Annotated in this window: 15 protein-coding genes, 1 tRNA gene, 2 pseudogenes and 1 CRISPR repeat array; of the genes and pseudogenes, 9 read left to right on the top strand and 9 right to left on the bottom strand. The window is 67.5% G+C overall.

Translation table 11 applies throughout. From position 1 onward, the window contains the following. Positions 1-24: 24 nt before the first annotated feature. From QO033_RS13125 to QO033_RS13115, 3 genes are all read right to left on the bottom strand, one after another. A complete protein-coding gene (locus tag QO033_RS13125; protein ID WP_284481434.1) occupies positions 25-1,416 on the bottom strand; it encodes a multicopper oxidase family protein in 1,392 nt (463 codons plus the stop codon). Position 1,417: 1 nt separating this feature from the next. After that, the gene (locus QO033_RS13120) at positions 1,418-1,858 is read right to left on the bottom strand and encodes a c-type cytochrome (protein ID WP_284481433.1); all 441 of its coding nucleotides are present in this window, start codon (positions 1,856-1,858) and stop codon (positions 1,418-1,420) included. A gap of 82 nt (positions 1,859-1,940) precedes the next feature. After that, positions 1,941-2,273 carry a hypothetical protein gene (locus tag QO033_RS13115; protein WP_284481432.1) on the bottom strand — a complete coding sequence of 111 codons (333 nt, stop codon included), beginning with the start codon at positions 2,271-2,273 and terminating at the stop codon, positions 1,941-1,943. A 324-nt stretch (positions 2,274-2,597) separates the two neighbouring features. Between QO033_RS13115 and QO033_RS13110 the strand changes: the two genes are divergently transcribed. Further along, on the top strand, positions 2,598-3,917 hold the full coding sequence (locus QO033_RS13110) for an MFS transporter (RefSeq protein WP_284481431.1): 1,320 nt from the start codon (positions 2,598-2,600) through the stop codon (positions 3,915-3,917). Between the two features lie 33 nt (positions 3,918-3,950). Here the strand turns inward: QO033_RS13110 and QO033_RS13105 are convergent. Beyond that, positions 3,951-6,406, bottom strand: a pseudogene (locus QO033_RS13105) (heavy metal translocating P-type ATPase). Between the two features lie 318 nt (positions 6,407-6,724). Here QO033_RS13105 and QO033_RS13100 point away from each other — a divergent pair. Beyond that, positions 6,725-7,033 (top strand): SDR family oxidoreductase, encoded by a 309-nt coding sequence (locus QO033_RS13100; protein ID WP_284481430.1) that lies wholly within the window; start codon positions 6,725-6,727, stop codon positions 7,031-7,033. Next, positions 7,017-7,463, top strand: a complete 447-nt coding sequence (locus QO033_RS13095; protein ID WP_284481429.1) for an SDR family oxidoreductase — start codon at positions 7,017-7,019, stop codon at positions 7,461-7,463. The genes QO033_RS13100 and QO033_RS13095 overlap by 17 nt, the downstream gene beginning before the upstream one ends. A gap of 88 nt (positions 7,464-7,551) precedes the next feature. Further along, positions 7,552-7,945: a CRISPR direct-repeat array (repeat unit 28 nt; unit sequence GGTCTATCCCCGCGTGTGCGGGGGAACC). A gap of 389 nt (positions 7,946-8,334) precedes the next feature. Here QO033_RS13095 and QO033_RS13090 read toward each other — a convergent pair. Further along, positions 8,335-8,410, bottom strand: a tRNA-Trp gene (locus QO033_RS13090). Between the two features lie 137 nt (positions 8,411-8,547). Between QO033_RS13090 and QO033_RS13085 the strand changes: the two genes are divergently transcribed. Next, positions 8,548-9,261 carry a lysophospholipid acyltransferase family protein gene (locus QO033_RS13085; RefSeq protein WP_284481428.1) on the top strand — a complete coding sequence of 238 codons (714 nt, stop codon included), beginning with the start codon at positions 8,548-8,550 and terminating at the stop codon, positions 9,259-9,261. Here the strand turns inward: QO033_RS13085 and QO033_RS13080 are convergent. The 4 genes from QO033_RS13080 to parC all read right to left on the bottom strand — a co-directional run bounded on the left by QO033_RS13080 (position 9,258) and on the right by parC (position 14,312). After that, complete coding sequence (locus QO033_RS13080; protein WP_284481427.1) at positions 9,258-9,398, bottom strand: hypothetical protein; 141 nt, start codon at positions 9,396-9,398, stop codon at positions 9,258-9,260. The genes QO033_RS13085 and QO033_RS13080 overlap by 4 nt on opposite strands. A 506-nt stretch (positions 9,399-9,904) precedes the next feature. Continuing rightward, positions 9,905-11,080 (bottom strand): elongation factor Tu, encoded by a 1,176-nt coding sequence (tuf, locus tag QO033_RS13075; protein WP_284481426.1) that lies wholly within the window; start codon positions 11,078-11,080, stop codon positions 9,905-9,907. A 141-nt stretch (positions 11,081-11,221) separates the two neighbouring features. Next, entirely contained in the window at positions 11,222-11,866 is a 645-nt protein-coding gene (locus QO033_RS13070) for a hypothetical protein (protein ID WP_284481425.1), read from the bottom strand. 85 nt (positions 11,867-11,951) lie between these two features. Further along, positions 11,952-14,312, bottom strand: a complete 2,361-nt coding sequence (gene parC, locus QO033_RS13065; RefSeq protein ID WP_284481424.1) for a DNA topoisomerase IV subunit A — start codon at positions 14,310-14,312, stop codon at positions 11,952-11,954. Positions 14,313-14,597: 285 nt separating this feature from the next. On the opposite strand from parC, the gene QO033_RS13060 reads away from it, so the two are divergent. The 5 genes and pseudogenes from QO033_RS13060 to QO033_RS13040 form a co-directional block, all read left to right on the top strand. Then, positions 14,598-15,239 carry an SH3 domain-containing protein gene (locus QO033_RS13060; protein ID WP_284481423.1) on the top strand — a complete coding sequence of 214 codons (642 nt, stop codon included), beginning with the start codon at positions 14,598-14,600 and terminating at the stop codon, positions 15,237-15,239. A gap of 151 nt (positions 15,240-15,390) precedes the next feature. Then, the gene (locus QO033_RS13055; RefSeq protein ID WP_284481422.1) at positions 15,391-16,218 is read left to right on the top strand and encodes an SDR family NAD(P)-dependent oxidoreductase; all 828 of its coding nucleotides are present in this window, start codon (positions 15,391-15,393) and stop codon (positions 16,216-16,218) included. A 68-nt stretch (positions 16,219-16,286) separates the two neighbouring features. Beyond that, the gene (locus QO033_RS13050) at positions 16,287-16,493 is read left to right on the top strand and encodes a twin transmembrane helix small protein (RefSeq protein WP_284481421.1); all 207 of its coding nucleotides are present in this window, start codon (positions 16,287-16,289) and stop codon (positions 16,491-16,493) included. Between the two features lie 3 nt (positions 16,494-16,496). After that, the gene (locus QO033_RS13045; RefSeq protein ID WP_284481420.1) at positions 16,497-17,072 is read left to right on the top strand and encodes a cob(I)yrinic acid a,c-diamide adenosyltransferase; all 576 of its coding nucleotides are present in this window, start codon (positions 16,497-16,499) and stop codon (positions 17,070-17,072) included. A gap of 205 nt (positions 17,073-17,277) precedes the next feature. Beyond that, positions 17,278-17,407 (top strand): annotated as a pseudogene (locus QO033_RS13040) (electron transfer flavoprotein subunit beta/FixA family protein); the annotation flags it as partial.

Raw genomic sequence — 17,407 nt, 5'->3', positions numbered from 1 at the left:
GAGGGTGCAGGGAAAGGCCGCGCGTCACGCGACCTCGATCCATGTGGTCATGCCCGCGGCGGCGTGGGCCAGCATATGGCAGTGAAACAGCCACCGGCCGGGATTGTCGGCGACGAAGGCGATTTCCAGCGGCTCATCCGGCACGCTGACGATCGTGTCACGCAGGGGCCCGAGGCTGCCATCGCCCCGCACCTCGCGGAAATGCATCCCGTGCAGGTGCATCGCATGGGCAAAGACGGTCGAATTGGTCAGCTTCAGGCGCACCGTCTCGCCGCGATCCAGGCGGGCAAAGGGCGCGTCGGTCATCCCCACCTGCCCGGCCAGGGCCCAGAACTGCCCCCGCCGGGCCAGGTCGCGAAAGCCCATGTCCCGCCCCTCGAAACGGGCCGAGACCAGCCCCGCCATCGCGCCGCCTTCCATCGCCATCTCCAGCCGGCGCGCCGTGTCGAGCCCGCTCACCGCCATCCGCGGGTTCGGCGGCAACGCGGCAGGCGCCTCACGCGCGCGGACGGCGGCAGTGCCGGCGACCGGCAATCGCATCAGCGGCTGGGTGCTGCCATCCCTCTCCAGATGCAGCAGCGCCGCCGCCTCCCCCGTCTCAGCCGTGACATCGACGATCAGATCGAGGCGCTGCGCCGGCGCGAGGATCATCTCCCCCGTGACCGGCTCAGGCCCTGGCAGCGGCATCCCGTCCAGCGCCGCGGTCCAGCCGTTCATCCCGCGCAGCCGCAGAACGAATATCCGCGCATTGGCCCCGTTGATCAGCCGCAGGCGCAGCCGTTCGTGCCGACGCACCGGCAGGACGCAGTCATAGCTGCCGTTCGCCCCGAGCAGATTGCCGGTGCGCCCGGCATGGCTCAGGCTCATCGGATGTCCGAACGGGGTCATCAGTTGCGCATCCGCGGGATCGAGCAGCCAGTCGTCGAGCAGGACCACCTCGTCGCGGTCGACCTCCGGCGGTTCCGCCTCCTCCACGATCAGCGCCCCGGCAAGGCCGCGCGCGACCTGCTCCATCGAATTGGTGTGCGCGTGATACCAGAAGGTCCCCGCATCGGGCACCGCGAAGTCATAGTCGAAGGTCGCCCCTGGGGGCACCGGCTGTTGCGTCAGTCCGGCGACCCCGTCCATCGCGTTGTCGATGCGGATACCATGCCAATGGACAGATGTCGGCACCGGCAGATCGTTCACCAGCCGCCGGCGGAGACGCCCGCCCTGCGGCACACGCAGAACCGGACCGGGCAGCCCGCCGTCATAGCTCCAGACTTCGGTCGCGGGATATCCCCGGGGCGCGATCTGCGCGGTCGACACCCGGGCGGTGAGCGCGGTGGGCGCCGCCGCGCGCAGCTGCGTCGCCCCCAGGGCCGCCGCGGCCATCGCCCCGGTGCCGAAGGCGCGTCTTGTCACCCTGACCGTCATGTCACTCGATCCCGTTGGCGCGTTGCAGTTCGCGCACATAGGCGACGATGCCGATGACATCCGCCCGGGTCAGCCCGCTCTGCGGCGGCATGTCGCCGAATTTCCAGTGATGCGACCGCACACCGTTCTGCACCGCCATCTGGAACGACATGTCCGCATGATGCGACGGCTCGTAGATCCGATGCACCAGCGGCGGGCCGAAACCCATCTTTCCGGTCGCGTTCTGACCGTGACAGGCGGCGCATTTCGCATCGAAGGCGCGCTGGCCGAGGCTGGCCCCGGAACTGAGCGCCCCCGGCAGGATGATCGAGACGATGGCGTCGCCCTCCGCGGGCGCGGCCCGGTCGACAGGGCCGGAAGTGGCGTGGGACGGGCGGGTCAGATAGTAGGCGCCACCCGCAAGGGCGAGGGCTGCCACGGCAGCCGGGATCAATTTGTTCATGGGTCTTGTCCTGATGCGCGACATCTCGGTCGGGCAGGTGTCATCGGCGCGAAACGCTCCGCGCGGCCAGTCTGCGATGACGTCAGGTGCGGGGAGGCGGCAGGTCCTGCCGGACCGAAGCCGATGACAGCGACCGCGGCTGATCGGCCTGAACAAGGCGCGCCACCCGACGGGCGGGCGCAACGGTCATGTCCGGGGCAGGCAGCAGAAACCCGATGCAGGCAGCACCATGCTGGCAATCATGGCCACCGCCCCGGTGCATGTCCTGCTGCGGGGCCGCCGCCATCTCCGGGCACTCCGGGCAGGCAGAGGCATGGGGCATCGTCCCATGCGACGGCTCATGCGCCCGAACGCTCCCGGGAAGCGACACCCAGGCCGCAAGGACCAGCATCAGGACGGCAAGAATGCGCTGCACGAAACCTCCAGTTCTGGCCACAACTATGCCGCCGCTCGGCCCCCGGGGTCAATCCGCCCAGTCACACGATCCCGCAGTCCCCGCACCTCCTGGCCAGCTCCCTGAATGGCGCCCATTCTCCTTGCCACACAGGCAGATACCCCGGGGCCGCCCCACGGACCCGGAGCGTTCACCCGCCCCCCTCGCAACATCGTGACCCCGCGGGGGGCGCCGCCGGCCCGACCGACAAAAGGTACAGGCGGATTGGCCTCTCGCAATCCGGCCACGCGACTGCCAAGGTTATCGGAACGCACAACAACGCCCTGCCCCCGGATCCCGCCCCAGATGCTGAGCATTCTCGCCGATCGAACATACCGACACCTCTTCCTCGCGCAGATCGTCGCGCTTCTGGGAACCGGGCTGGCCACCGTCGCGCTGGGGCTGCTGGCCTACGACCTCGCCGGCGAAGGCGCGGCGATGGTGCTGGGCACCGTCTTCACCATCAAGATGCTGGCCTATGTGGGGATCGCCCCGGTGGCCGGCGCCTTTGCCGGCCGGGTCAACCGGCGCGCCTTTCTGGTATCGCTCGACCTGCTGCGCGCGGCCTGCGCCCTGGCGCTGCCTTTCGTGACGGAGGTCTGGCAGATCTATCTTCTGATCTTCCTTCTACAATCGGCCTCCGCCGCCTTCACCCCGACATTTCAGGCGACCATCCCCGATGTCCTGCCGGAAGAGGCGCGATACACCCGCGCCCTGTCGCTCTCGCGGCTGGCCTATGACCTCGAAAACATCGCCAGCCCGACACTCGCGGCGCTGCTCCTCGCGGTGATGAGCTACAATGCGCTCTTTTTCGGGACGGTCGCCGGCTTCCTCGGCTCCGCGCTACTGGTGGTCTCGGTCCTGCTGCCGGGACCGGCACCGGCCCCGGCGCGCGGCGTCTATGATCGCACCACGCGGGGAAGCCGCATCTACCTAGCCACGCCGCGGCTGCGCGGGCTGCTCGCCCTGAACCTCGCGGCCGCAGCCGCCGGCGCGATGGTGCTGGTGAACTCCGTGGTTCTGGTGCGCAGCCAGCTCGGCCTGTCGGACAGCGCCCTGGCCTGGACGATGTTCGCCTTCGGGGCCGGGTCCATGGCTGCGGCGCTGCTGCTCCCGCGCCTGCTGGACAAGCTGCCGGACCGCCCGGTGATGCTCAGCGGTGCCGGGCTGATGATCGTGGCGCTGCTCGCCCTCGCCGGGGTGTCCGCGGGCCCTGGTCTGTCCTGGGCCGGGCTGCTGGCAGGCTGGGCGGTGATCGGCCTGGGCTATTCCGCCGTGCTCACCCCTTCCGGCCGGCTGCTGCGCCGGTCGGCTCATCCCCAGGACCGGCCCGCCGTCTTCGCCGCCCAGTTCGCGCTCTCCCATGCCTGTTGGCTGATCTGTTACCCGCTGTCCGGCTGGCTGATGACGCGGTTCGGCCCCACCTGGGCGCTCGTCCTGCTGGCCGCCGTCGCGGCAGCGGGCCTTGTCGCCACGCTACGGCTCTGGCCCGCCGGTGACACGCGGGAGGTCGAGCACACGCATGACAACCTGCCACCGGACCACCCACACCTGAAGGGTCAGCGGCGCCATCGGCATCCGCTGATCATCGACGACGCCCACCCGAAATGGGCAACGCGTTTCTGAGCCGGCGCACGGCTGAGCTCACAACCTCCGGGGTCACAGTCTCTGGGCGCGCAGCCGCAGCGCGTTGCCGATGACGGAGACCGAGGAAAGGCTCATCGCCGCCGCCGCCACCACCGGCGACAGGAGCACGCCCAGAACCGGATAGAGAACGCCTGCCGCGATCGGCACACCCGCCGTGTTGTAGACGAAGGCGAAGAACAGGTTCTGGCGAATGTTGCGCATCGTCGCCTCTGCCAGCCGGCGCGCCCGGACAATGCCGCCCAGATCGCCCTTGACCAGCGTGATGCCTGCACTTTCCACCGCGACGTCGGCGCCGGTGCCCATGGCGATCCCGACATCCGCCGCTGCCAGTGCCGGGGCGTCATTCACCCCGTCCCCCGCCATCGCCACCGACAGCCCCTGTTGCTTCAGCGTCCGGACCAGCGCGTTCTTGTCCTCGGGACTCACCTCGGCATGAATCTCGTCGATCTCCAGCGCCTTCGCGACGGCCTGCGCCGTCGGCCGGGCATCGCCCGTGGCCATGATGATCCGCAGACCCGAGCGGTGCAGCGCCCGGATCGCCGCCGGCGTCGTGTCCTTGATCCGGTCGGCCACGGCGACGAGCCCCGCCGGCCGGCCGTCCACGGCGACGAACATCACGGTCTTGCCCTCCGTCTGAAGCAGATGTGCCCGCGCCGCCATATGCTCCGCGTCGACCCCGAGGTCCGCCATCAGCGCGAGGTTGCCCAACGCCACCCTGCGCCCGTCGACCACACCGGTCACGCCCTTGCCGGTCACCGCCTCGAAATCAGTGGCCGGGACCGCCGGGGCCCCCCGTTCCTGCGCCCCGGCGACGATCGCCTCGGCCAGCGGGTGTTCCGATCCCCGTTCCAGCGACGCGGCAAGGGACAGCAGCGTCACCGCGTCGCCCCCCTCCGACGGGTCGGCATCGGTCAGCGTCGGCCGCCCCTCCGTCAGCGTGCCGGTCTTGTCGACGATCAGCGCCTGCACCCCGGCAAAGCGTTCCAGCGCCTCCGCATCGCGGATCAGAACCCCGGCATTGGCACCCCGCCCGGTGGCCACCATGATCGACATCGGCGTGGCAAGCCCCAGCGCGCAGGGGCAGGCGATGATCAGCACCGAAACCGCCGCGACGAAAGCATAGCTCAGCGCCGGGGAGGGCCCGAACGCCCACCAGCCGATGAATGCCAGCAGGGCGCAGGCCACCACCGCCGGCACGAAATATTCGGCCACCCGGTCGGCCATCGCCTGGACCGGCGCGCGCGACCGCTGGGCCGAGGCCACCATCCGCACGATCCGGCTCAGCGTGGTGTCCTCCCCCACGTTCTGCGCCTCCATCAGGAAGCTGCCCGACTTGTTCAGCGTACCGCCGGTCACCTCGTCGCCGGCGACCTTCTCGACCGGCACCGGCTCGCCGGTGATCATGCTCTCGTCGGCCGCAGACCGCCCATCGGTCACCGCCCCTCCACCGGAACGGCCTCGCCCGGGCGGACCCGCAGGATGTCACCGGATTGCAGCCGGTCCAGTTCCACGTCCTCCTCCACACCGTCGCGGACCCGGCGCGCCGTCTTGGGGGCGAGGTCCATCAGTGCGCGGATCGCGTCCCCGGTGCGTTCCCGCGCCGCCAGTTCCATGACCTGGCCGATCAGGACCAGCACCAGGATCACCGCGGTCGCTTCGAAATAGACCGGCGTCATCCCCATCCCGTCGGCCATCTGCGCCGGCAGCAGTCCCGGTGCCATCAGCGAGACGAGGGAAAACAGATAGGCCGCCCCGGTGCCGAGCGCGATCAGCGTCCACATGTTGGGCGACCGGGTCACGATCGAGGTCCAGCCCCGCCGAAAGAACGGCCGGCAGATCCAGACCACCGGCGTCGCCAGCGCGAACTGCAGCCAGCCAAAGGCCGGATGACCGATCCAATCCGCGAAGGGTATGCCCAGATGCGCGCCCATCTCGAGGACGAAAACAGCCAGCGCCAGCGGCGCGGTGATCCACAGCCGGCGCTTGAAATCGACGAACTCCGGATTGGGTCCACTGTCGGCCGAGGGTGTCATCGGCTCCAGTGCCATGCCGCATTTCGGGCAGGCGCCGGGACGATCGCGGATGATCTCCGGATGCATCGGGCAGGTATATCTGGTCCCGCCCGGCTTCAGCGCCGGCCGCGCGCCCACATAGGCCTCCGGTTCCGCCTCGAACCGCGCCTGGCAGCCGGCGGAACAGAAATAGAGCCGCTGCCCCTCGTGATCGGTCACATGCTCTGCAGTGGCCCGTTCCACCGACATGCCGCAGACCGGATCCGTTGCGCTGCGATACGCCTCGGGATCCGATACGAATTTCTCCCGGCAGCGGTCCGAACAGAAGTGATAGGCCTGACCCTCGTGCTCTGCCGCAGGTGTCCCCTCCGCCGGGTCGACGATCATGCCGCAGACAGGGTCGCGGGTGATCGTCCCTGCCGGATGCTGGTGAGGATGGGCGTCTGTGTCGGCCATGATCTGTCCTTTTCTTCCCCTGGGAGGTTGGACCAGACATGTAGGGTTTCCAGCCGCCGGAAGGTCAAGGGGCGGGCGGAAGCAGTTTCGCCCGCGCGTTTCCCCAGGGGGCGCCGGACAACCGCGCACACCCGCGGTGCGTTCTGACAGCATAGCACATCGGCCCCGTTTATGTCCCTGCGGTCATGCCGGTCATGAGCCCGCGCGCCATAGTCCGACGATGTATCGTCCTTACCTTTGTCCCAGCGATCCGATCGCGGCCCGCGCGCCACAGGCCCACCGCGCGCGGATCGACGCCAGAAACAGAAGGATTTGCAGATGGAAAACGTAGAGGGCAAGATCGTCGTAGTCACCGGTGCCAGTTCCGGTCTGGGGGCGGAGACCGCCCGCTATCTGGTTCGGGCCGGCGCCAAGGTCGCCCTGGGCGCCCGCCGCAAGGACAAGCTGGACGCGCTGGTGGAAGAGCTCGGCGCCGACAACGCCTTTGCCGCGCAGGTCGACGTCACCGACCGGGAGGCGCTGGCAGCCTTCGTGACCGCCACCCGCGACACCTATGGCCGGATCGACGTGATGCTGCACAATGCCGGCGTGATGCCCTTTTGCCCCGCTGGTGGAAAACCGCCATGATGAATGGGACCAGTGCATCGACGTGAACCTGAAAGGCGTGCTTTACGGCCTCGGGGCGGTTCTGCCGATCATGAAGGCACAGGGCTCGGGCCAGAACATCTTCGTCTCCTCGGTCGCCGGGCATGTCTGCACGCCGATCGGCGCCGTCTACAGCGCGACGAAATTCGGGGTGCGCGCGATCGCGGAATCGCTGCGCCAGGAGGTGAAGGACTGGGGCGGCCGCGTCACCGTCCTGTCGCCCGGCGCCATCGCCACCGAACTGGTCCAATCGATCCGTTCGGAGGACATCCAGAAGGGCATGGCGGAGTTCTACGACCAGTCGGCGATCCCGGCAGACAGCTTCGCCCGCGGCGTGATCTATGCGGTGAGCCAGCCCGAAGATGTCGATATCAGCGAGATCCTGATGCGCCCGACCGTGCAGATGATGTAACGGCGAAGCGCCCGGACCGCTTCGGCGACCCATCTCCCCGATCCGGTCCGGCCCCTGCCCGGCCTCGCCCCACACATGACGCCTCACCACGTTATCCCCGCGTGTGCGGGGGAACCTCGGCGAGACGCTTTGCCACCCGCGCCGCCTGAGGTCTATCCCCGCGTGTGCGGGGGAACCCTGGCCGGTCTGGCGGGCATGAGCATCGCCAAGGGTCTATCCCCGCGTGTGCGGGGGAACCCAATTTCTGCGCGCAGGGCTGCGATCTCGTCGGGGTCTATCCCCGCGTGTGCGGGGGAACCTCGACCACGCGCCGTTTCGACATGCCGCCGAAAGGTCTATCCCCGCGTGTGCGGGGGAACCAGACCATCTTGCCGCCGCGCAGGGAGCCGGCAGGGTCTATCCCCGCGTGTGCGGGGGAACCGATCTGGGGAAGCGACGGATACGCGGTCGTGAGGGTCTATCCCCGCGTGTGCGGGGGAACCTCTCGGCCCCAGAGGGTTGATATTATTCAATTATCAAAGAGCGTAGAGGCGATATTTGTTTCCCATATTCCCGCTTTGCGTGCATTTCGATCGCGATGGCACCCGGTCTCAGCGGCCCGCCCGGCTCCAGCCTATCGTATCCAAGCCGGTTTGACCAAGCCCGACACCGCACCCCAACGCAGCGTCCCGTGGCATTCCTCCCGGCATTGCGACAGAGGGCCCGGCAGAGGCCAGCGTGGCCCGGCGTTGCCAGGCCCCTCCCCCGTGGCACCTTCCTCCACCGGGACCAGTGTGCCGCGTTGACACGGGACGGGCTCGCCGGGGCCCCGACCGACCGTCCAACCGATGTGGCGGCTGGGGCGAAAAACAGCATGAAGGTGCGGAGAAAATGGCAGGGGCAGCAGGGTTCGAACCCGCGACCTACGGTTTTGGAGACCGTCGCTCTACCAGCTGAGCTATACCCCTAAGGCCGGGCCCTCATCTATGACAGCGCGGGCGCGGACACAAGCAGAATCTGCCGTCTTTTCCCCGGCCCGGCCATTGCCCCGCCGGGCCATTCCACTATGAGTGGGCGCACAGCAAGACGAAAGGACCCCCAGCCCGTGAGCCTGCGGAAAAAGATCGCCGACAGCGAGACCTTCTCGCGGATCGTGACCGGGCTGTTCTCCGGCTATATCCGCTTCGCCCATGCGACCTCGCGCTGGCGGCGGGAGGGATTCGAGCCGATGGATGCGGCGCTGCGGGCCGGTGAGCCGGTGATCTTCGTGGTCTGGCACCAGCGGCTGATGATGGCGCCTTTCATGTTCGACAACAGGCTGGGCCCCATCTGTTCGCTGACCTCGGCGGCCCGCGCCGGGCGCATGGTCGGGGTGCTGCTGGGCCGCTTCGGCTGGGAGAATGTGGCGATGTCGTCGAACCGCCGCCATGTGGCGCTGTCGCGCGAAGTGCTGCGGCGGATGAAACAGGGCATCTCGGTCGGCATTGCCGCCGACGGGCCGCGCGGCCCGGCACGGGTCAGCTCCACCGTGCCGCTGGTCTGGGCCCGCAGCTCCGGCAAACGGGTCTTCGCGGTCAGCTTTTCCGCCAACCGGGTGGTGGAATTTCCCACCTGGGACCGGATGTGGCTGCCGGCGCCATTTTCACGCGGGGTGATGCGCTGCGAGGAATGGACCGGCAGCGTGCCGCGCAAGGCCGATGACGCCGAGCTGGAGGCCCTGCGGCTGGCGTTCCAGGCCCAGCTCGACGCGGTGACCGAGGCGACCGACCGGGAGGCGGGCCGCCCGGACCAGGCGACGATCTCCTCCGCACAGGGCTAGGGCGGCACCCGGCCACCGGCCACGGCGCCGGCATTGACGATCGCCCCGTGACCCAGCCGCGCCCCGGGCGAAAGCCCGGCACCACCGAAGATGGCGAAGGGATCGGAGGAAAACGGAGCCGTCGTGCAAGGTGCCATCGGCCATGCGAACGGGATGGCCCGCGCCGGGGGCGGGGAAATCATGCGGCATGACAAGTCTCTGCTTCCCGGGGCGGAAAAGAAACGACGGGACCAGAGGTCTTGGTCCATCTGAGCCTCCATCACAGAGACGGACGCGGGACAGGAGGGATGACACCGGAAGGGAAACCCCGGCGCCGGAGCAGCAGGGGGCAGTCTTCCGCCTCTTGGCCCTGAAGGGCCAATTCACCCCCGAGGATATTTTCAGCCGGAAAAAGAGCCCGAGGGAGGGCCCCGGTTCGAGCAGAGTACACCCGGCGCTTCTTCTCTGCCCAAATACTCTCGCCGAAGGTACCGGGGGCAGTGGCGCGGCCCTTTCTGAGGTCGTCTCTGTGGGTGGGGAAACCCGCCGCGATTATGCGACGATCTTCGACACCACCCTCATGTGCCTGTCCCGAGATCACCGCATCCAAACAAAAAGGGCCTCCCGAAGGAGGCCCTTTCCGTAGGAACATCAGCTTCGCTGATTATTCGATGATCTTCGACACAACGCCGGCGCCGACGGTGCGGCCGCCTTCACGGATGGCGAAGCGCAGGCCGTCTTCCATCGCGATCGGCGCGATCAGTTCGACTTCGAACTTCAGGTTGTCGCCCGGCATCACCATCTCGGTGCCTTCCGGCAGCGTCACGGTCCCGGTCACGTCGGTGGTCCGGAAGTAGAACTGCGGACGGTAGTTCGCGAAGAACGGGGTGTGGCGGCCGCCTTCTTCCTTGGTCAGGATGTAGGCTTCGGCTTCGAACTTGGTGTGCGGAGTCACCGAGCCCGGCTTACACAGAACCTGGCCACGTTCCACCGCGTCACGGTCGATGCCGCGCAGCAGCGCGCCGATGTTGTCGCCGGCTTCCCCGCGATCCAGCAGCTTGCGGAACATTTCCACACCGGTGCAGGTGGTGGTCTGGGTGTCCTTGATGCCGACGATCTCGATGGTGTCGCCGACGTTGATCACGCCACGTTCCACACGACCGGTCACAACGGTGCCGCGGCCCGAGATCGAGAACACGTCTTCGATCGGCATCAGGAACGGCATGTCCACGGCGCGTTCCGGGGTCGGGATGTATTCATCCACGGCCGCCATCAGTTCGCGGATCTTGTTTTCGCCGATCTCCGGATCACGGCCTTCCATCGCGGCCAGCGCCGAGCCTGCAACGATAGGGATATCGTCGCCGGGGAAGTCGTAGGACGACAGCAGTTCGCGGATTTCCATTTCGACGAGCTCGAGCAGCTCTTCGTCGTCGACCTGGTCAACCTTGTTCATGAACACGACCAGGGCCGGCACGCCGACCTGACGGGCCAGCAGGATGTGCTCACGGGTCTGCGGCATCGGGCCGTCAGCCGCGTTCACCACCAGGATCGCGCCGTCCATCTGCGCCGCACCGGTGATCATGTTCTTCACGTAGTCCGCGTGGCCGGGGCAGTCGACGTGCGCGTAGTGACGGCTCTCGGTCTCGTATTCAACGTGCGCCGTCGAGATGGTGATCCCGCGCGCTTTCTCTTCCGGGGCGCCGTCGATCTGGTCGTAGGCTTTGAAGTCGCCGAAATACTTCGTGATCGCAGCCGTCAGCGTCGTCTTGCCGTGGTCAACGTGGCCGATCGTACCGATGTTCACGTGCGGTTTCGAACGGTCAAACTTTTCCTTTGCCATGTCTTAGGCGCCCTTTTGCACTGGTGGGGTCCCAATGACCCAGTTTCCTCTGCGCGCGGCACATATTGGGTTCGACAGGGAAAATCAAGCACCTCCTGCGCCTGCCGACCCGTCTGTGACCCTGCCTGCGACCCTGCTGCGTCACCCGCCGGATGCGGGGGCGGCGGCCGGCTGCGTCTCATCCCCGGGAACCGGGCTCAGCTCCCGGACCGAGGCGACGCCGGTGGCCTCGCTGGCGGCCCCCTCGCGCAGATCGAACCAGCCTTCCTCGCCGTGCATCTCGACCATCCAGCCCTCGATCTGGCGCACCGCGTTGCGGGCCAGCATCTGCATCTGCTCTTCCCGGGTCCGTTCGCGGCCCGAGCCCATCAGCATGGTACCGCCGGTGGTGGTTTCGAACACGGTGAACTGCTTCACCTTGTCATTGAGCTTGCGGCCGGCGGCATCGTCCCAAACCGTGACATTGATGATCAGCGCCGATTTCGGGTTGTAGATCACCGGCACGCCCTTGGGCGCCAGCATATATCCCTCGACCGAGATCCCCAGGTGATAGAGCTGGCTGCCCTGATAGCGGCCGAAGCGATCGGCGACCGCGCTGGTCAGCGCATCCACCCATTCCTCCGGCGTCGCATCGCGGGACACCGGCCCCTTCTGCATCTTCGATGCCACCACGATATTGTGACCGAGGCGGAATTCGCCCAGTTCGGCAAGCGGTTCATCGGGAGAGGCGGCAGTACAGGCCGCCAGCAGGGCGGCAGCGGCGAGCAGGGCGAAGATGCGGAACATGGTCCCTCCGGGGCTGGATCGTCGCGCTTCGGGATAGACCACGGCGCCGCCCGGTGCAAACCCCAAGCGGCGCCGGCCGTCACGATCAGGTGAAACGGTTGTTGCGCGGGAAGCCGTGCGGCGGACGTTTGCCGACGCCGGCGCGTTTGCCCAGCCATTCGGTCAGGTCGGGTTCGTGCCGGGTCTTGCCGCCGCCCATCTGCCAGCGCAACCCCTCGGCCCAGTCGAAGGTGGCCACATCGCTGAGCCCGCCGTCGAGCTCCAGCGCCCCCTGCTTGCCACGCGCCTGATTGTATTTCTGCAGCCGCACGCCCTTGCCGCGGGTCATCTCCGGCAGCTCCTCCAGCGGGAAGACCAGAAACTTGCCGTTCTCGCTGACCACGGCGACGTGATCGCCGGCCGCCGGCACGCAGATGGTCGCGCGTTCGTCGTCCTTGACGTTCAGCACCTGCTTGCCACCGCGGGTCTGGGCGATGATCTCGTCCTCGAGCAGGACAAACCCGTTGCCGGCATTGGAGGCGACGATGCGCTTCTGCCCCGGGGTGTGGACGAAGATATCGACGATCTCCGCCTCGTTCGGCAGATCGACCATCAGCCGCAACGGTTCGCCCAGCCCCCGGCCGCCAGGCAGATTCGCCGCCGACAGGGTGTAGAAGCGGCCGTTCGTGGCGAAGACCAGCAGCTTGTCGGTGGTCTCGGCATGGAAGATGAAGCGCGGGCCGTCGCCGTCGCGGAACTTCAGTTCGCGGGTCAGGTCGATATGGCCGGTCATGGCGCGGATCCAGCCCATTTTGGAGCAGACCACGGTAATCGGCTCACGGTCGATCATCGCCTCGATCGGCACGTCCTCGGCTTCGCCCGCCTCGGCAAAGACGCTGCGCCGCGCCCCGCCTTCATAGTCCTTGCCGAAGGTCTTCCTGGTTTCTCTCAGCTGTTCGGCGATGCGGCCCCATTGCAGGCCCTCGTCGGCCAGCAGATCCTCCAGCCCGGCGCGCTCTTCCATCAGCGCGTCGCGCTCGCGGACCAGCTCCATCTCCTCCAGCCGCCGCAGAGAGCGCAGCCGCATGTTGAGAATGGCGTCGACCTGCAGCTCGCTCAGCTCCCCCTCGCCCGGCAGGGGCGAGCGGTAATCGGCCTCGGAGATGGCGCGGACATGATCCAGCGACCAGTCCTCGCGCATCAGCGCCGCCTTGGGGTCGTCGTCGTAGCGGATGATATCGATCACCCGGTCGAGGTTGAGGAAGGCGATGATGAAGCCTTCCAGCACCTCCAGCCGGTGGTCGATCTTGGCCAGCCGGTGGCGGGAGCGGCGCAGCAGCACCTCCTGCCGGTGATCGAGGAAGGCGCGCAGCACCTCCTTCATCGAACAGACCTTCGGCGTCACCCCGTCGATCAGCACGTTCATGTTGAGGCTGAAGCGCACCTCCAGATCGGAGTTGCGGAACATCATGTTCATCAGAACGTCCGGATCGACGTTCTTCGATTTCGGCTCCAGCACCAGCCGGATATCATCGGCGCTCTCGTCGCGGACATCCGCGAGGATGGGGATCTTCTTGGTCTGGATCAGCTCCGCGATCTTTTCGATCAGCTTGGATTTCTGCACCTGATAGGGGATCTCGGTGACGACGATCTGCCAGGTGCCCCGGCCCAGGTCCTCGGTCTCCCATTTCGCGCGCAGCCGGAACGAGCCGCGACCGGTGCGATAGGCCTTGGCGATGCTGTCGCGCGGTTCGACGATAATGCCGCCGGTGGGGAAATCCGGGCCCGGCACGTATTTCAGCAGCGTATCGTCATCCGCTCCCGGCGCCTTGATCAGATGCAGGCAGGCATCGCAGAGCTCGGCGATGTTATGGGGCGGAATATTGGTCGCCATCCCCACCGCGATGCCGCTGGCGCCATTGGCCAGAAGGTTGGGAAAGGTCGCCGGCATCACCACCGGTTCGGTCAGGGTGCCGTCGTAGTTGTCGCGGAAATCGACCGCGTCCTCGTCCAGCCCCTCCAGCAGCGCCTCGGCCACCACGGTCATCCGCGCCTCGGTATAGCGCGAGGCCGCCGGGTTATCGCCGTCGATGTTGCCGAAGTTGCCCTGGCCGTCGACCAGCGGGTAGCGGACGTTGAAATCCTGCGCCAGCCGCGCCATCGCGTCATAGATCGCGGCATCGCCGTGCGGGTGATAGTTGCCCATCACGTCGCCGGAGATCTTCGCCGATTTGCGGAACCCGCCGTTCGAGGACAGCCGCAGCTGCCGCATCGCATAAAGAATGCGCCGGTGCACCGGCTTCAGCCCGTCGCGCGCATCGGGCAGCGCCCGGTGCATGATCGTGCTCAGCGCATAGGTCAGATAGCGTTCGCCAATGGCACGGCGCAGCGGCTCGGCGCTTTCCTGACCGGAGGCGGGATCGCCCTCGGGGGGCTGCATGTTGGGGTCGTCGATAACGTCGCTCATAGATCAGGTGATACGCGCGCACGCGGCGGGCGTAAAGCGGCCCCGAACCGCTGCGGCCGCTCTATCCACAGGAATGCGACCCACGGGAATGCGACCGCGGGGAAACCCGGCCCCCGGCCCGCAGGCGGCGCGGCACCGGGGCCACATGGGAAATCCGCTTCCGGCTTCCCGCTGGCACGAATCATTCGATCGGCTAAGCTCTTCCCTGTCCGGGCCCGGCCCGGTCTGGTCCCGCCCTGCGCGGACCCTGCTGTTATACCCGTTACCAAGAATGTCCTGAGCTCCATGCCGCGGTTTGTCCTGTTCTCCTTCCTGATCCTCGCCTGGGTTTTCTATGAACTGAGCGGCGGGTCGGATTTCGTGCCGCGCGGCCTGCGGCCGGCCCCCGAGGCGAGACAGGCCAGCACAGTCCCCACCACCGACACCCCGCCCCCCGTCATCGCCCCGCGCCGGGCGGAGGCCGGCGCGACGATGAGCACCCCGGCGCAACAGCCACCCCGTCCCGACCGAATCCGTAGCGAACGGGCGCCGACCCTGACCTTCGCCACCAGCCCCGATGCGGCAAAGGCGCGCCTCAGCACGCTGGGCACCAGTCTGGGCAGTGATCTGAGCGACGGATTGACCGGCGGGCTGGAGCTCACCTCCCTGGCGCAGGGTGCCGCCGGGCTGCACGCGGCCGCCCCCGCCCCGGCGGTCGCCACGCCGCAGATCGAAACCCCGCCGCCGGATCTGCGCCGGGTGACCGGGCTGCGCGTCAACATGCGCGAGGGTCCCGGCACCATCTATCCGGTGACAGCCCGGCTGCAGCTGGGCGACGAGGTCACCGTGCTGAGCGAATCCGGCACCGGCTGGCTGCGGCTCCGGGTCACCGCCAGCGGCCAGCTCGGCTGGATCGCGGCCTCCCTGATCAGCAAGCCCGCGCCATGACACTTGCCCCCGGATGCCGGTCGCGCAGGCGCCCCGGCCCTACACGCATGCGCAGCACGGCCCCCGGCGAAATCGCGCATTGCCTGTGCGCCGGTTTCCGCCCATAGCTGAGACACATGCCGGCTCCGGCAGATCACGAGCAGAGACAGACATGCAGAAAACCATCCTGATCACCGGATGTTCCTCCGGTATCGGCCAAGATGCGGCGATGGGGCTGCGCGAAAGGGGATGGCGTGTCTTCGCCGCCTGCCGGCAACAGCGTGACTGCGACCGGCTGCGCGCCCAGGGCTTCGACAGCCCGCGGATCGACTATACCGACCCCGACAGCATCGCCAGCGGTCTCGCCCATGTGCTGGAGACCACCGGCGGGCGGCTGGATGCGCTGTTCAACAACGGCGCCCACGGGCTGAACGCGGCGGTCGAGGATCTGCCCACCGAGGGGCTGCGCGAGATCTTCGAGGCGAATTTCTTCGGCTGGCACGAGCTGACCCGGCGGGTGATTCCGGTGATGCGGGCGCAGGGGCATGGCCGCATCGTGCAATGCTCCTCCTCGCTCGGGCTGATCTATATGCACTGGCGCGGCGCCTATGCGGCGACCAAACACGCGCTCGAGGCCCTCTCCGACACCATGCGGATCGAGCTGAGCGGCACCGGCATCGATGTCGTGCTGATCGAACCCGGCCCGATCAAGACCAGGTTCCGCGACAACGGCCGCGTCTATTTCGAACGCTATGTCGACTGGAAGGCCTCGCCCCGCCGCAAGGACTACGAGACCCGGCTGATCCCGCGCATGTATGAGGACACCGGCCCCGATCCCTTCGAACTGCCGGCCTCGGCGGTGACCGCGAAGCTGATTCGCGCTCTTGAGGCGAAACGGCCGCGGCCGCGCTATTACGTGACGGTGCCGACCTATCTGTCGGGCTATCTCCGGAGGGTGCTGTCGACCCGGGCGACCGACTGGATCGTCAAGCGGGTCTGAAAAACGGTTCGCTTTTCGGCCGCGGGGCCTTAAGTATCACCGCAACGGGAGAGCCAAGCGAGGGGACGATGGGAGATCCGCTTTTCGTGATCGTGGTGCTGGCGGTGCTGGCCGTCGTCGCCGTATTGATGCTGGGCATCGGCGGTTTCGCCAAGGGCGGTGCCTTCAACGCCAAATATTCCAACAAGCTGATGCGGCTCCGGATCCTGCTGCAGGCGATCGCGGTGATCCTGATCCTGCTCTACATCTACCTCAAACGTCAGGGGGGCGCCTAACCCATGGTGGTGCTGAACAAGATCTACACCCGCACCGGCGACAAGGGCGATACCGCGCTCGGCAACGGCACCCGGGTGCCGAAATACGCCCCCCGCGTCGATGCCTATGGCACTGTGGACGAGCTGAACGCCTGTCTCGGCGTGGCGCGGTTGTCGGCGGGGGACCCCGAAATGAACGCGGCGCTGGCCCGGATCCAGAACGATCTGTTCGATCTCGGCGCCGATCTGTGCCGCCCCGACATGGACAAGGATGCCGAGGCCGAATACCCGCCACTGCGGATGATCGCGGCGCAGGTCGACCGGCTGGAAGCCGAAATCGATGCGATGAACGCCAGCCTGCAACCGCTGCGCAGCTTCGTGCTGCCCGGCGGCGCGCCGCTGGCGGCCCAGCTGCATGTCTGCCGCACCGTGGCGCGGAGGGCGGAACGCGGCGCGGTCGAGCTCGCCACGCTGGAGCCGGTCAACCCCGAGGCGGTGCGCTATCTCAACCGGCTGAGCGACTGGTTCTTCGTCGCCTCCCGCGCCGCCAACGACGGCGGTGCCGGCGATGTACTCTGGGTGCCGGGCGCGAACCGCTGACCCGGCCCCCGAAGGCGGCCCCGCGCTGTGGGCCGCGGCAGGGAAACCGTGGCAATTTTCCGCAATTCCGCATTCAAACGCGGCGTCCCTGAATGAAAACGCGTCGGTTTTCCTCTGTTTTCCGCGTGACACAGAGGCTAACACATGGCGGCAACACTGAGCCGCCCCGGCCAACGGGGCAAACCAACCAAGGAGACACACGCATATGAAGGTGCTGGTACCTGTCAAGCGCGTGATCGATTACAACGTGAAGGTTCGCGTCAAAGCGGACGGAAGCGGTGTCGATCTTGCGAACGTGAAGATGTCGATGAACCCGTTCGACGAAATCGCGGTGG

It is taken from the genome of Pseudodonghicola flavimaris, assembly GCF_030164425.1.
Classification (GTDB): domain Bacteria; phylum Pseudomonadota; class Alphaproteobacteria; order Rhodobacterales; family Rhodobacteraceae; genus Pseudodonghicola; species Pseudodonghicola flavimaris.
Note: the sequence above shows the minus strand (reverse complement) of the source record. Positions and strands in the feature narration are given on the sequence as shown.